This window comes from Photorhabdus tasmaniensis, from assembly GCF_011189505.1.
GTDB classification, from domain to species: Bacteria; Pseudomonadota; Gammaproteobacteria; order Enterobacterales; family Enterobacteriaceae; genus Photorhabdus; species Photorhabdus tasmaniensis.
The window spans coordinates 49,236-64,468 of record NZ_PUJU01000027.1; the positions used below are offsets into that span (position 1 = coordinate 49,236).

At 42.6% G+C, this 15,233-nt stretch carries 18 protein-coding genes and 1 pseudogene; 18 read left to right on the forward strand and 1 reads right to left on the reverse strand.

The genetic code is table 11. The annotated features are described in order from the left end of the window. Nucleotides 1-953: 953 nt before the first annotated feature. From C5471_RS13645 to C5471_RS13715, 16 genes are all read left to right on the forward strand, one after another. Nucleotides 954-1,373, forward strand: a complete 420-nt coding sequence (locus C5471_RS13645; RefSeq protein WP_133814677.1) for an antiterminator Q family protein — start codon at nucleotides 954-956, stop codon at nucleotides 1,371-1,373. Between the two features lie 312 nt (nucleotides 1,374-1,685). After that, on the forward strand, nucleotides 1,686-2,231 hold the full coding sequence (locus C5471_RS13650) for a phage neck terminator protein (protein ID WP_242688702.1): 546 nt from the start codon (nucleotides 1,686-1,688) through the stop codon (nucleotides 2,229-2,231). A 3-nt stretch (nucleotides 2,232-2,234) separates the two neighbouring features. After that, the gene (locus C5471_RS13655) at nucleotides 2,235-3,704 is read left to right on the forward strand and encodes a DUF3383 domain-containing protein (protein WP_133814679.1); all 1,470 of its coding nucleotides are present in this window, start codon (nucleotides 2,235-2,237) and stop codon (nucleotides 3,702-3,704) included. A 9-nt stretch (nucleotides 3,705-3,713) separates the two neighbouring features. After that, nucleotides 3,714-4,154 (forward strand): DUF3277 family protein, encoded by a 441-nt coding sequence (locus C5471_RS13660; RefSeq protein ID WP_133814680.1) that lies wholly within the window; start codon nucleotides 3,714-3,716, stop codon nucleotides 4,152-4,154. A gap of 103 nt (nucleotides 4,155-4,257) precedes the next feature. After that, nucleotides 4,258-4,668 (forward strand): phage tail assembly chaperone, encoded by a 411-nt coding sequence (locus C5471_RS13665; RefSeq protein ID WP_133814681.1) that lies wholly within the window; start codon nucleotides 4,258-4,260, stop codon nucleotides 4,666-4,668. 134 nt (nucleotides 4,669-4,802) lie between these two features. Beyond that, nucleotides 4,803-4,868 carry a DUF6889 family protein gene (locus tag C5471_RS25320; protein ID WP_422630923.1) on the forward strand — a complete coding sequence of 22 codons (66 nt, stop codon included), beginning with the start codon at nucleotides 4,803-4,805 and terminating at the stop codon, nucleotides 4,866-4,868. After that, entirely contained in the window at nucleotides 4,861-6,630 is a 1,770-nt protein-coding gene (locus C5471_RS13670) for a hypothetical protein (RefSeq protein ID WP_133814682.1), read from the forward strand. The genes C5471_RS25320 and C5471_RS13670 overlap by 8 nt, the downstream gene beginning before the upstream one ends. A gap of 2 nt (nucleotides 6,631-6,632) precedes the next feature. After that, complete coding sequence (locus tag C5471_RS13675) at nucleotides 6,633-7,238, forward strand: phage baseplate protein (RefSeq protein WP_133814683.1); 606 nt, start codon at nucleotides 6,633-6,635, stop codon at nucleotides 7,236-7,238. Next, a complete protein-coding gene (locus C5471_RS13680; protein ID WP_133814684.1) occupies nucleotides 7,223-7,528 on the forward strand; it encodes a phage baseplate plug family protein in 306 nt (101 codons plus the stop codon). The genes C5471_RS13675 and C5471_RS13680 overlap by 16 nt, the downstream gene beginning before the upstream one ends. 343 nt (nucleotides 7,529-7,871) lie before the next feature. Next, a complete protein-coding gene (locus C5471_RS13685) occupies nucleotides 7,872-8,825 on the forward strand; it encodes a phage protein (protein WP_133814685.1) in 954 nt (317 codons plus the stop codon). Further along, nucleotides 8,825-9,580: a Gp138 family membrane-puncturing spike protein gene (locus C5471_RS13690; protein ID WP_133814686.1), complete on the forward strand. Its 756-nt coding sequence runs from the start codon at nucleotides 8,825-8,827 to the stop codon at nucleotides 9,578-9,580. Before C5471_RS13685 ends, C5471_RS13690 begins: the two co-directional genes overlap by 1 nt. Beyond that, nucleotides 9,577-9,924, forward strand: coding sequence for a contractile injection system sheath initiator (locus tag C5471_RS13695; protein WP_133812479.1), 348 nt, complete (start codon nucleotides 9,577-9,579; stop codon nucleotides 9,922-9,924). Before C5471_RS13690 ends, C5471_RS13695 begins: the two co-directional genes overlap by 4 nt. Next, on the forward strand, nucleotides 9,917-11,110 hold the full coding sequence (locus C5471_RS13700) for a baseplate J/gp47 family protein (RefSeq protein ID WP_133812480.1): 1,194 nt from the start codon (nucleotides 9,917-9,919) through the stop codon (nucleotides 11,108-11,110). Before C5471_RS13695 ends, C5471_RS13700 begins: the two co-directional genes overlap by 8 nt. Next, complete coding sequence (locus tag C5471_RS13705) at nucleotides 11,107-11,679, forward strand: DUF2612 domain-containing protein (RefSeq protein WP_166295989.1); 573 nt, start codon at nucleotides 11,107-11,109, stop codon at nucleotides 11,677-11,679. Before C5471_RS13700 ends, C5471_RS13705 begins: the two co-directional genes overlap by 4 nt. Before the next feature lie 2 nt (nucleotides 11,680-11,681). After that, nucleotides 11,682-13,460 (forward strand): tail fiber protein, encoded by a 1,779-nt coding sequence (locus tag C5471_RS24420; protein WP_242688703.1) that lies wholly within the window; start codon nucleotides 11,682-11,684, stop codon nucleotides 13,458-13,460. After that, nucleotides 13,460-14,086, forward strand: coding sequence for a tail fiber assembly protein (locus C5471_RS13715; protein ID WP_133812501.1), 627 nt, complete (start codon nucleotides 13,460-13,462; stop codon nucleotides 14,084-14,086). The genes C5471_RS24420 and C5471_RS13715 overlap by 1 nt, the downstream gene beginning before the upstream one ends. 65 nt (nucleotides 14,087-14,151) lie before the next feature. Here the strand turns inward: C5471_RS13715 and C5471_RS25070 are convergent. Further along, a pseudogene (locus C5471_RS25070) lies at nucleotides 14,152-14,223 on the reverse strand (tail fiber assembly protein); the annotation flags it as partial. 456 nt (nucleotides 14,224-14,679) lie between these two features. On the opposite strand from C5471_RS25070, the gene C5471_RS13725 reads away from it, so the two are divergent. Continuing rightward, nucleotides 14,680-15,000 carry a type II toxin-antitoxin system RelE/ParE family toxin gene (locus C5471_RS13725; protein WP_133812483.1) on the forward strand — a complete coding sequence of 107 codons (321 nt, stop codon included), beginning with the start codon at nucleotides 14,680-14,682 and terminating at the stop codon, nucleotides 14,998-15,000. Beyond that, nucleotides 14,990-15,233: helix-turn-helix domain-containing protein (locus C5471_RS13730; RefSeq protein ID WP_166295992.1), on the forward strand; the 244-nt coding region annotated here is incomplete at its 3' end. The genes C5471_RS13725 and C5471_RS13730, both read left to right, overlap by 11 nt.

Consider the following 15,233-nt stretch of genomic DNA (forward strand, 5'->3'; position numbering starts at 1 on the left):
CAGTCTTTCAGTCGTAAGAAAATGTTTGCTATGGCGTGTATTTATCTATTAGTCTGATGAGCGTCGGGAAGAAAAATATGAAGCATGGCAGAAATAGATGAAGGTATTGATATTGTAAAAACGTATTAGATAAACGTAGCTTTAGACTAGAAAAATATTTTCTGCGAATTGTCTATTGAATAGTATGAGTTAAAAAACTCGGTGGTCAAAGACGGATATATTTGACAGCGTTAAAACTTTTCGCATGGATATTTACCCGATAATTGGTAATTTGTCGTTGGCGACATTAGTCCTATTTATGCCTTAAATACTTTGTTTAATCTGGTTAAGATATTTGCAACACTGTTGGTTAAATCCCGTATTTACGCTGGTTTGTCGTTTATTACCATACCAACAGTATGATTTCTGTATCCTTGATTTCGGTATAGAAACCTGCATTTCACGACTGATTTTAAGGTCAAACCAGAATATTTTTTACACTTTAATATCTATAAGATGAAAAATCTGTGCTATTTTTATTTAATGTATTTTTTATCTTATAATAAGCGAGGGTGGCATGTTGTTTGAAAGTTTTCGAGAAGCAATAAAGAAAATTCGTGTTGTTTTAGGTGTCGAGTGTTTTCAAAGAAGATATATTAGAGGCTTAAAAGAAGCCTATAAAGTGAAATAAAAAATATTTAGATGAGGAAGAAAAACACCTTGTGGCTATATGGAACAACAACGATATTATGAGTTTACTTCTAAAGTTAAGCCTGATCGGAATAGGATTTTTTAGTGTTTTCATTTAATAGACTCAGTAAGAAGATGTATTTAAACGATGTAGTTAAGCAACAAAGAAACACAGAAATAGAGAATGAGAAATTTGTTATAATACCGAATGCATGGATGCATGAGACCATTCCGAAAATAATTTTTACTACTATTTGTTACTAAAAGTTAAAAGGTCAAAATGTATGCGCAATATTCAACAAGTTTTAGAGCGTTGGGGCGGTTGGGTTGATGATGACACAGGTATCAATTGGCCACCAATCGCTGCTGGATTTAAAGGGCTAATTACGTCAACTCGTCCATTGCGTCCTTCCTGCTGTGATAACGACGGTTTGATCATTGATGCTTGTATCGCAAAGCTACAAACGGTAGATAAGTCTGAAGAAATTGAAGTTTTATTTATGTACTACGCTTTAGGGCTTTCCAAACGGTCTATAGCGCGTTTACTTGAAGTATCGGATATTGAAGTGCGTTCCCGGTTACAAAAGGGAGAAAGTTTTGTACAGGGATGTCTGGCTATGCTCGATATTAAGTTAGAAATGGATGATGAAATACGAGAGCACAAAAAGCTTACGCGTACGCAAAAAGCTATGGTAGTGTACTAATCAGTTAAAGTTGCGAATAAGCGCTAAAGCTAATAAGCCCCGATATTCTTATCGGGGCTTATTTCATTCGGCTTTTGCCGTATCTGCTGTTACGTACCGATAGAAGTAAAAATTTAAATAATAATTGTGAGGCCGCACTTTGTTGCGGCCTTTTTCGTATTTGCCACCGCGAATCGCTCACGCCTATTTCCTTATTTTTGCGGTCGGTATCCCTGTTAAATCAATCATAACCCGCTACTGGGAACGAAGCCTGTATTGCTTGGTTTACTCAGGCACATGGTGAGTTATTGCTGTTTGATGGAGGTGTTTTTGATGAGCAACGGTAGTGATAAAGCTGGTTGGTTAACGCCTGTCACTTCTGGGCCTGAGTACGATAAGGAACTGGAGCACACACTAAGTTGCTGGGTGAGTGGTGTTTCTGGTTTGCCTGACGATAAAGTGCGTCCCCGATGGACATCCGGACAATCGCCACCGTTACCGACGGATGATGACGGGTGTGACTTTGGTATTACGGGCTTTATTTCGGATGCTACACCTGTTTTTGAGAACCAGACCGAAGAAAGTACGGAATTATGGCGTCATGAAGAAATCGAATGTTTAGTTTCATTTTATGGCCCGAACTGCCAGCGGTTCGGTACCCGTTTTCGTGATGGGCTGGAGGTCAGTCAGAACAATGACGAATTGGGACGTTTCGGTCTTTCAGTAGACAAATCCAGCCAACTGACTTCTTTACCGAAACTCATCAATAACCAGTGGGTGCGTCGTTATGACATGACGATCACCTTGCGGCGAAAAGTAGTGCGTGAATACAGTGTGAAATCACTGGTGGAAGCGCCTGTAAAATTCTTTGGAGATTAAATTATGCAGGGTTTACCTGTTTCAAACATTATCAATGTCACGTTGAATATGGCTCCTCATGCGGCTCAGTCCCGGAACTTTGGTGCGTTACTGATAGTCGGCGCAAGCAATGTGATCAACACTCACGAGCGTTTCCGTTTGTATTCTGACATTGATGGTGTCGGTACTGATTTTGGACTGACTTCACCAGAATATCAGGCCGCAGCGCTTTATTACTCCCAGTCACCTCGCCCGGTTGATTTATATATCGGCCGATGGGCTAAAGACAATGTTATCTCCTCTTTGCAGAGTGCAGTACTGACCAAGCAACAGCAGGTGATCAATAAGTTTACTGCCATCACGGATGGCTCTTTTAAATTGATGATTAACGGCAAAGAGGTGATATGCAGCGACCTTGATTTTAGTAAAGAGACCAATCTTAATGGCGTCGCCCAACGGGTAGAGGACAAATTGAAAGATTGTTCAGTTACATATGACATGGCATCTTCACGTTTCACTATCGCTCAGAATGCATCGGGCATTATGGGTTATATCTTACCGGCGACGATTGGAACTTATATTGGTGACTTGCTAAAACTGGACGAAGGATCGGGTGCTACGGTTATCGAACCGACTAAAGCAGAAACGATTGCTGAGGCGGTAGCGACACTGGGGGCGGTGTCCAGTGGTTGGTACGGGTTGGTTATCGCTGATGATACGCTGACAGATGAAGATGTTTTGTCTGTTGCTAACTACATTGAATCCGCGTCGGTTTCTCGTATCTATGGGCATACAGTACAAAAAACAGATGCATTGACGGCTGATGTTGATACCGATATCGGTTCAAAACTGACAGGGGGAAACTATCAGCGCACGCTCTGGCAATATTCATCCGGTAAACCGTATACCGTTGCTTCTTTGATGGGGCGGATGTTTACGGTGAATTTCAACGGCAATAACACCACCATTACCTTGAAATTCAAGCAGGAGCCCGCTGTAACCGCTGAAAACCTGACTGCCACCCAGGCTAACGCCTTGAAGAAGAAAAACGGCAACGTTTTTGTCAAATACAACAACGACACGGCCATTATTCAGGAAGGGGTGATGGCAAACGGGGATTTTATTGATGAGCGCCACGGCCTGGATTGGTTGCAGAACTACGTTCAGAATAATCTTTATAACTTGCTTTACACCAGTACCAGCAAGATCCCCCAGACTGATGAAGGGGTTACACGCTTAATTACCAATGTTGAGCAGTCACTTGATCAGGCGGTGACTAATGGATTGATCGCTCACGGTGTCTGGGGCGGTGATCCCATTGGAGCACTAAATAGTGGTGCAACGTTGACAAAAGGTTATTACGTTTACGCCCCGCCTATTGCGACACAAGCGCAGGCTGATAGGGAAGCCAGAAAAGCACCGGTTATCCAGTGTGCTATCAAATTAGCCGGGGCTGTTCACTACGCTGATGTCATTATTAATGTAAACAGATAAGGGTTGAAAATGGCTACATATTCTTTTCTTGATGTCTCCGCGTCTATTACCGGAGTGGGTGGTTCTTTTGATCTTGGTAACGGCGCGGCCCTCTCTGATGAGGGCATTACCGTCACGATGTCAGAAAGTAAAAACACCATGACCACCGGTGCAGATGGTGAAGTGATGCATTCATTGCACGCGACCAAATCTGGCACGATCACTGTCAATTTACTCAAAACCAGCCCGGTCAACGCCAAACTGAACGCTATGTTGAGTACCCAATCGCTTTCATCGGCAGCATGGGGCAATAACGTGATTGTGATCCGTAATAAACAGAGTAACGATACGGCAGTTGCCCGTTCTGTCGCATTTCAGAAGCAGCCGGATTTACAGAATGCTAAAGCCGGCAGTACCGTTGCCTGGGTATTTGATTGCGGAAAAATCGACATAATGTTAGGAACATTCTAACCAGCTGATTTCATAGACGTTGAAACTACGCTCAAGCCAACCCGTATTGGACTTATGTACTGGTGGTTTGAGCGATTTTGCGGATAGGTTTTAAGAGGTGATCATGGAATTTGAAATTGACGGCAAAAAATATCGCGGTGGCAAATTGAACGCTTTTCAGCAACAGGATCTGGCGGTGGCTTTGGTGCCAGCTATTCCGGCACTTGGACCACTCATGAAAAAGATTGTTACAGACAGCAATAATGAGGGCGCGGCGGGTTTTGAAGAATTCATTCCTTATTTGATTGAATCAATCAATGCGCTGGGAAAATCCAACCGATATGAAATTAATGATATTTGCTTATCAATAGTTTCCCGTGAACAGAATGGTATCTGGAGCAAAATTTATGAATCTAATGGTCAGGTATTGATGTTCGATGACATTAATGGCTTAGAGCTGCTGAAAATTGTGGGCTTTATTATCAGAGACTCACTGGGAAATTTTTTTCCCGCCCCATTAGAGAGCGCAATGTAATCCCAGGGCAATCCAGCTTAAATTTTGAAACCCTGCCGGAAGGGCGCGATTACCTGTTACGCCCGGTCATTGCGGGTATGTGCCGTTATGAATCTTTGAAAGATGGCGTTCTTGACCTGGCTGATATTGCACTAATGAATGATGCCCTCGACGTTAAATCAGAAAATGAGGCCATGATAGAGAGGTGGCGAAGTGAGTAATAACGCTGAAACAATGAAGGATTTCTTGGGATCACTGAGGTTTGATGTTGACGAGGCCGGACAGCGTAAATTTATGGCTGTTATCACTGAGGTCACGGCTAACATTCTCAAAATGCGGGCGGAAATTGAAAACGTAACATTAGCTGTAGTTAATTTTATCACTCAAATCGCTAACGGCCTGGATAAGCTCGGTGGGCAATTGCAGAAAATAGGCGTCACGACTGAAAAAATTAAACCTATTGATAGTGGTGTCAGCCTGGCTGGCAGAAATATTGAGGAGCTTTTGCCCAACATGGGCATTCAGGCCAGTGATGCAAATAGCAACCATTGTAATACGGCTTCTTTGGTCTCATTGATGAGTGAACAGTTATTAAAAAAACCAATGGATTGTGCTGGTCAATCCACGGGCATACTTGATAATGATGATATATTTAATGCAGTTGAGGAATTAGTCAAATGGCTAGACAAAGGGGAAATCTCAGCGAAAGGTTTATTGGCGACACTGAATGAATTGTGGAAATTCACGGGAAGAAAAATCACTCTGGGTATACTCTTTGATTTTAATAATCGGTTAAATGCATTGCAGGAAGAAGCAAAAAGAAATCACGAAAACGTGGGTGAAACTCTAATGCGGCGGAAAAGAGAGCATGAAGCGAATAAAAAACCATTTATAACGTCTGATCAACTTAATGGCTGGATGTCAACTCATGGGTTCTATATTGCTTCTGACTGGACACCGTTTTTCAGCAAAGATAAGTATGAAAAATACCAGGAACAACTTGATATCAGGAAAACCATAATCAACAAAGGACACCGCCCAATAGTTACTGATGGTATTCCTGGTAAAGTATCAGATCAATCAAGTAAAACGAAAAAGAAACGAAAGAATAAGCCACTAAATAAAAATCATCTTAAGACTGATGTTGCTAAACAGCATGATGCTCATCCTGGTTTAATGGCTACAGCTAACCAGCCGATGAACGTTTTTAACAGTGAGCTTACAGGGGCAAAACTGAAGAAAATAATGTCTTCCAGAAGGGTACGGAATAATAATCCATTAAATATGAACTTTGCACATCAGACAGGGGCAGTACTTGAAAATAGCCCAAAACCCAGATTTGCTAAGTATCCAGATGCATACAGTGGATTAAAAGGTACAGCCCATCAGTTGAGACGTTATTTTCGTGGTCAAACTACCGGAAAAAAACTACAGACTATTGCAAGTATTATCCCAACATGGGCACCATCAAAAGATGGCAATAAGACGGAAACTTATATCGCCAACGTGTCTAAAATGATGGGAGTTTCTAAGAATGCATTCATTGATCTCACCGATCCTGATGTGATGCAAAGGCTGATTGATAGCATGATGGTAGTGGAAAGTGGTGGTAATCCTTATTCACCCGAACTTATCAGGGCGGCAATTACTGGAGTGCCACCGCCAGTGAATAAACCCTCAAAACTGGTTGGGCATCTGAATAATATCGTTCATTCTTTGAAAAATATTTCGATTGATCGCCGAATGATCAGCGGTGCGGTGACAAATATCACCAATATGATCAATCATCAGGGATTTACTCCTCATTTATTACTGCATATGCCAATACCAACGGGTAATAATATGAAGGGGATAGGAGAAGTCAATTATCATATTGAGGTTAACGGCGTTGAATCCCCCAGAGAAGCGGCAAGACTGACTGGGGAAACGGTAGAACGCACTCACAGTATGCTACTGCGAAATATGCAAACACAGGTGAGATAACAATGGATATATTATCAGTCATGTTTTCTCAGCAAACGAGAAAAATAGGTGTCATTGTACCGAGTGTTGTTATTTCAGAAACCCATACAGATACATCTAATATAACAGATCACCCGGTCCAGCAAGGGGCGACAATCAGTGATCATGCTTATGATTCGCCATCAGAAGTGACAATGAGCTTAGGTTTTGCTGGTGGCGGTTCGTTGCTTGATGTTGTGGATACCACAAAAGTATTTGATATTTCTACTGGGTTGAGCCTGGGAACCAACCCGCGTGCGGTATATCAACAGCTGCTTGATCTGAAATCATCATATAAACCTTTTGATGTTGTGACAGGGAAACGTTTATACAACAATATGTTGATTCAAAATATAAGTGTTACGACGGATCAAACCAGTGAAAACGTTCTGTCAGTCACTTTAACTTTGCGTGAAGTTATGATTGTTGAAACATCGTCGAATAAAACCGCGCCGGCGGAAAATATGAAACATTCTGGAGATACTGCACCTGTGGTTAATGTCGGAACCAAAGTCACGGTGAAGCCGTCATTACCACAAAGAATTCTTGACTTTGTTATAGATCGAGGTAAAAAATGGCTGGGATTGTAGAAATTCCTTTATCACCTAAAAATCAGCAATTTGATGTTCAACTAAATGGAATTAACTATAAAATGCGTTTGATGTGGCGTGATATTGCGGGTTGGATCCTGGATATTATGACGCCGGACAGTGAGCCAATAGTCAATGGTTTGCCGCTGGTTTTTGGGGTTAATCTGCTTGAACAATATTGTCATCTTGGTTTTAATGGTTCATTAATCTTTTATGGCGATATAAATCAGCAGAAACCTTATAGGAATAATCTTGGCAAGGAGGATAGATTATACTTTGTAGTAAGTTAATTTGGTAAAAATGAAGGTAAAATATAGTGAAGCAAATTATTCTGTTACTGTTAGTATATCCAAAGATGGAAAGGTTGCTGGAAAACTGACTTCATATCCAGCAAAGAATGAAAATCCAGATGATGATTGTTGTGCTTATAACTACGCCTTATTTTAAAGCAGATAAAACGTGATGATAAAATTGAATTAAAGATAGAGGTTTCAGGAAAAGGGAATACTTCGGTTGAGATACCTTTAAGTGAAGACTGGAATAAGGTGAAAGAATTCCTGAAAAATAACAAGTAATAATTGTCAACATCTGCCCGTTTCGGCGGGTTTTTTGTTTCTGTTAATTAGGTGAATTATGTCAAAACAATGGATAAGAGAATGCCACCTTATCGTTGTAGACGAAAAGGGTGAAAAAGTAGATTTATCAAACTTGAAAATTATATTTAATATCAACAGAGCTGAACACGCCTATCCGGCTACGGGTGTTTTCACGATATATAACCTCAATGACGAAACCAGTAATAAATTACGCCGAAATGAGTTTAAAACAATTAAATTTGTGGCGGGCTACAAGGAGAATTCAGGGCAAATATTTTCAGGCCAAATCCAATACACACATGTGAAAAGAGAAAGTGCAACCGATACCTGTGTTGTTATTCAAGCTGCCGATGGGGATGAGCCACACAATTACGCGACAGTAAATACCACCATTGCGGCTGGGTATTCGCAAGCAGACTTAGACCATTTACTCATGCGTGATATTGCTAAATATGGCATTACCGCAGGTCTGCGCCCGGAATTTCGCAAATCGGCATCACCTAGGGGAAAAGTGCTTTTTGGTATGCACCGTAATGAAGTTTCTAACCTAGCGAAGCAATGTGATGCTAACTGGCGTTACGAAGATAACCAGTTGCATATTGTGCCTAGGAATAAATATCTGACAGAGGCGGTTGTACTCACATTAAAAACGGGTCTGATTGGTATGCCTGAACAGACCATCGATGCCGGTATTAACGTTAAATGCTTAATCAATCCCAATATCGGCCCCGGCACATTAATTAGACTGGATAACCGCTCAATCAAGCCGGTTGAGCCTTCTGGCAATGAAACACCTAAATCTGACAATCATAAAGATGCAAAAGAACAACCATCAGCATTGGATTCTGACGGTGATTACATCGTTTTCAGCGTAAATTATTCCGGCGACATCCGCGGAACTGACTGGTACATGGAGATGATGTGTGTTGCTAAAAGCGATCACACATTGCTGAAAAAATTAATGAGCAATAAAGATAAGGCAAACACCTGATGATAAATACTGATGAACGACTAAATAGACCCGAAGCGGTCTTTTTTTCTATGCAAGAGGTCATTAGCGCCGGATTGTATGTCTCTTTGCCCTGCATTATTCAATCATTTAACCCTGACGCGGTCACAGTAACCGCCCAACCCGCCATCAGATGGAAAATCAGGAAAAAAGACGGCGTACTGGAATCCGTATCCTTGCCGCTGTTAGTCGATGTGCCGGTCATATTTCCAAGGGGCGGAGGTGTGACGTTAACGTTCCCGGTAAAAACGGGTGATGAATGCCTGGTGGTATTTGCTGATCGCTGTATTGATTACTGGTGGCAATCTGGCGGCGTACAAGAACCGGTAGATCCCCGACAACACAACCTGTCCGATGGATTTGCGATTATTGGCCCACAATCCCAGCAACAAAAAATAGCCGACATCAGTACCAGCACTGCGCAACTAAGAAGTGATGATGGCGCGGCTTATATCGAACTCGATCCCGGTAGCCACAATGTCACCGTGATCACACCGGCAAAACTCATTGTTACTGCACATGGCGGTACTGAAATCACTTCACCTGAAATCACCCTAAACGGCAACGTCACCATTAATGGCAACTTATCGCAAGGGATGGGATCGGGTGGTGGAACAGCAACCTTGCAAGGCCCGGTTACGGTGAGCAACGATCTGACCGCAGGTGGCATAAGCCTGATGAACCATACGCACGGTGGTGTACAAACCGGTAGCGGTAGCACGAGGAAACCGCAATGAGATACAGAAGAGAAATTGACAACGACTATGTATTTGGTCGTGGAGAAGCGAGTTTTCTTATCAACTCACCGGAAGCGGTCGCGCAGGCGGTAAAAACCCGCTTGATGCTGTGCAGTGGCGAATGGTTTCTTGATGACCGGGAGGGAACCGATTACGGCAAAGTACTGGGTAAAGGCACATCGGGTTTTTATGACCTGATTATCAGACAGCGAATACTGCAAACCCAGGGCGTATCAGAAATTATCCACTACCGTAGTGAAAGAAACCCCAGCACAAGAAAAATCACCATTACCGCCACGATTGACACGATTTATGGACAGACAGGAGTAACTGCTGATGTATGAAAGTATTATCACCTCAATGTTACCTGCTATTGATAAAAACGGGATCAACGCGCCTGATTATCAAACCATCTTAAATGGCTGGAAGGCGATATTCAGGGATATCTACGGGAGCGATATTTACGTTGAATCTGACAGTAAAGACGGGGTTTTTCTGTCGCTGATAGCGTACGTTGTTCACGGTTGTAACAATGCCACCATTGCCTCCTACAACTCATTTAGCCCGACAACTGCGATAGGTGAAGGACTTTCCCGCAGTGTCAAAATCAATGGCATTACCAGAAAAAGCCCCAGTAACTCGACTGTGGATGTATTGATAACTGGTCGGGCCGGAACCGTTATTCGCAACGCTTCCGTGCGGGATGACGCTGGAAACACCTGGTCACTCCCTGATGAAGTGATTATCGACACACACGGACAGGCAATTGTGACGGCCATATGTCAACAGACTGGCGCGATTGGCGCACTGCCGCACACGGTTAATCAGATTGCGACGCCAACCTTGGGTTGGCAAACAGTGACAAACCCGGTTGCGGCCACCCTTGGCCGTGGAATTGAATCCGATGCAGAACTGCGAATACGTCAGGCGGTTTCAGTCGCGTTGCCTTCACAAACCATTATGGATGGATTAATTGGTGCGATTGCCAATCTGCATGGCGTCTCACGTTATCGGGGATATGACAACGACACAGATCAAACTGATGAAAATGGCATACCCGCACACAGTATAGCCATTGTGATTGATGGTGGAGACTCGAAAGAAATTGCTCAAACCATCTTAAAAAAGAAAACGCCGGGCATACCGACATTTGGCACCACGGCTGAAATTGTCACAGACATTGCCGGCAATGAAAAAACGATAAACTTCTATCGCCCTACGCTGGTGCCAATCTACGTTGAAATTCAGATTAGACCCTTTATCGGATACACCTCGGATATTGGGAATAGCATTCGTAAAGAAATATCTGATTATATCAACTCACTTTACATTGGTGATGGGATATATGTTACCCGCCTGTTTGTTCCGGCAAACTTGTGTAATAAAAACGGTAGCCAGACCTATGAAGTCCTATCTGTGATGGTAGGTAAAACAGCATCAACAACAAACTCGGCGAACATCAACATAGCTTTTAACGAAGCACCGACTTGTTCACCTGGAAATATAAAAATAGTGACGGTGCTCAAATGAACAAATATATGAAACTGATCCCGGCGTATCACATGGAGGGTAAAAAATACGTCAGAATGCTTGAAGCGGTTACCGATATATTGAACCAGAGTGCACTTACAAATGATTTATTGATTAGCAGTTTTGACCTTGATAAAGCGGTGGGTAAACAGCTTGATATTATCGGTGAATGGGTAGGGAGAAACCGAACAATCCAGGCTCCGATTGAATACTATTACTTCTCCTTTGATATCCCTGAATTGGGATTTGATTACGGTACCTGGAAAGATCGGTTTGATAGTGACAAAAGTTATATTGACCTGGATGACAACAATTACCGCATCGTAATTAAAGCTAAAATAGGGGAAAACAACTGGGATGGAACGGGGGAATCACTTAATAACATCCTGAGTTTTATTCATTCAAATCACAACGTATCCATCTCCTTTGAAGATAATTTGGATATGTCATTCACAGTGACTGTAAAAGGTAAATCAATTAGTACTATCACCAAAGAAATTATCCGTCAGGGTTATCTCTCCATTAAACCAATGGGAATAACGGTTAATTACCATGTCGTTGAGGGTTAGAAATGGCTAAAAATGACTTTAAAGCGTTTGCCACTGGTGAAAACGCGAATACATTATCGCAAGAAGAATATGAAAGCTTAGGTTTTATTGAAGAGGGATTTAAATCAGGAATAGCAAGGAGTGAGCAGTTAAATAAAGTTTGGCGGCAATCCTCAATTATCGCTGCGGTGATTGGGAAATATATTGCAGAAAAAACGGGTGAGGACGTTATTGATGATGGAGATCTTGAGAAACTCGTTGCGCAATTAGATTTAGCGTTAAAACAAAAAATTACTGCGGAAATTCCGGATGCTTCGCTTGTGCGCAAAGGGATTTCGCAACTTAACAACGCGACAAATTCTGACAGAGAAGATCAGGCAGCGACGCCGAAAGCGGTGAACGACGTTAGAAAAATGGCTGAGGGTAAATTAAGTAGCGTTGCTGATGCTACGTTAAGCCAGAAGGGGATTGTACAGTTAAGCAGTGCTACTGATAGTGCGAATGAAACCTTAGCTGCGACGCCTAGAGCAGTGAACGATGTTAGAAAAATGGCTGAGGGTAAATTAAGTAGCGTTGCTGATGCTACGTTAAGCCAGAAGGGGATTGTACAGCTAAGCAGTGCTACTGATAGTGCGCATGAAACCTTAGCTGCGACTCCTAGAGCAGTTAAGGGCGCATATGATTTTGCAAATACAGCAAATGTAGCAGCGAAAAATGCTCATGATGAAGCTAATAGGGCTACAGATAATGCTAATAGCCGGTTGGCAAAAAATCAAAATGGGGTAGATATCCCTAATAAAAGTGAGTTTATAAAAAACCTTGGTTTGTCGGAAACGGTGGCATTGGCAAAAAGTGCTTACCCAAAATCAGGCGGTGTTGTAAACGGGAATGTGGATGCCACTGGATATATTTCCGGTAAGGGTGTGTATGAAGCACCCGGTATTCGGGTATATAGTCAACTCAACAAACCTACTGCCGGGGATGTGGGGGCATATCCAAAAACGGGCGGTGTTGTCAATGGAAGTATCAACGCAACTGGGTCAATCTACGGAAACGGAGTGTATGATGCCGGTGTTCGCGTATATAGCGCTACAAATAAGCCGTCACCGGAGGAATTGGGGGCCGCTCCTCTGAGCTGGGTGAACAATAATTTTGCAAGAGGAAATGTCGAGATTGTTGAGACAATTAGTTCTTATCCACGTATCTATTTTAAACCACCCTCCGATAAGAAAAATAGAGGATATTTTGGTATTGAAGCTAGTCTTCATGACGATAATTATCAATCTATTTATTTGTATAAGCGAAAAGCCTCAGGTGAAAATATTTTTGTTACTAGTTTTCCCCAAAAATATGGCACATTAGCCACTATTGATGACATTAACGCAGCAAATAACATCCCTGTTGGCGCACCTATCCCGTGGCCGCAACCAAATCCCCCATCAGGTTATCTTGCGTGCAACGGTCAAGCATTTAATAAATCCACATATCCGAAGTTAGCTGCGGCCTATCCCAGTGGCAAAGTACCTGATCTGCGCGGTGAGTTCATTCGTGGCTGGGATGATGGGCGCGGTGTTGATAGTGGTCGTGGAATTTTGTCTTATCAGGAGGGACAAGCTCCAGTCTCCGCGATCGCAGGTTACTGGGATAATAATTGGAAAAACGGGAAACATCGAGATACAGGATTTTCAGCAGCAACGGGAACAAACAACGGCAGTTATCATGAAATCATACAAGAATATGAAAATCAAAGAGAAACCCGCCCCCGCAATATCGCATTTAACTACATAGTGAGAGCAGCATAATGACAGACCAAAAATACTCTTTAAACCATGAAACCGCTGTATTCGGTAAAGATGGATTAGCTATTCAACCCGGTTGGATAAAGGTTTATCACACCAATCAAATCACACGAGAATTCACCACTGCTGATATCGAATATGTCATGCTCGGTGTCAGTCTGTCAGCTGGTGCCTATTCCGATGCGCCAGAACTTCCAAAATCACATGACATGGCCGTTTGTCGTAGTGAGGATAAAAAGTACTGGGAAATGGTACCAGATTATCGTGGAAAAACCGTTTACGACACGTTAACACGAGCACCGCAAGAAGTTATTGAACTGGGCGAACTGCCGGATACCCTGACCTTCAAGCAACCGGATACTGATTATGACAAGTGGAACGGTAAAGAATGGGTAGTAGATAAAGACCTTCTTAAATCGCATCAGATTGATGAGGCCAAGCAACAGCAAGCAGCACTGTTACAACAGGCAAATGAAACACTGTCTCTATTGCAAGACTCGGTTGACTTAGAAGTTGCGACCGATGCCGATAAAGAAGCTCTGTTGGAGTGGAAGAAGTACCGGGTATTACTAAGTCGGGTAGATACTTCACAAGCGCCTAATGCTGAATGGCCGAAGCAACCGAATTAAAAACAAAGCCGGTTAGTCCGGCTTTACCCCGTTCTCACCACCACTTTTCCTCATTCCCAATTCAATCACTCCATAGGCTTTTCAGGCCAGTTAATATCTGGCACTGATGAAACATCAATCCGATTGAGTAATACGCGGTATTTTTTCTATTCAAGCAACAACCCTTTCTCTTCCTCTGATTCCATTCCAGTATCTGCGCCATATTGCAGCGGTGCAATTTTTGAATAGCCTCATTATCTGTGAAAATTTTGCAAAACCTTTTCCCTTTCTTTCTCCTATTAACCTTCTGTACTTTATGTATTTTTTTCATTTCTTGCTTTCCATTTCGGTCTTACATTGATCTGGCGGGGATCCAAAAATATCCTTTTAAAATATGCTGTTAAACAGCAAGTTATTACAGCTCTGACGCTATGATTGAGCACAAAATTTATTGCAAAATTTTTTAGATCTAAATCGGGTAAGCGGGAACGATGTAGTGCCGTTTTTGCCGCGTGCATGATCCCGTCTGTAGATGCTGTTAATTCACCTATTGGTTAAATTAACCTTTGATTTAAATTCATCTTTGAGTTAATTTTCCCGAAAAGGGGGGATGCATGTTTGAACTGATATTTCACGAAGAAGCTAACAATGAGATTCAAGCACTGGACGAGGTGATGAGAGGTAAAACGGTACTGGCACTTGATAAACTAGAAGCTAGGGGGAACACATTACGGTACCCGGCAACAGAGCCGTTGCGTGACGGGTTATTCCAGTTACGCATTGGCAATAAAGACATTACCCGGACCATTTTTGCTTATGCCGTCAGCCGGCGAATTTACATACTCCGCACATTTATCAAGAAAACACCGAAAACCCCAGCGTCAGAAATAAAACTGGCATTGCAAAGATTAGAGGAGATAACAAATGAAAGTTAAAGGTATTCCCTGGTCAGAAGTCAGGGCACAAGCCCTTTCATCCCCCGGAGCTCAGGCCGCTTATGAAGCAGCCAAGCAGGAAGAGGCACTCTACGAGTTGATACAAAGCATGAAAAAAAGGGCAGGCATTAACAGTTCACAGTTAGCCGAACGACTGGGAATTACCCCACCGGCAGTCGCTAAGGTTGAAAAGAACCCGATGAAAGCCAGTGTTGCGACACTTGAGCGCTATG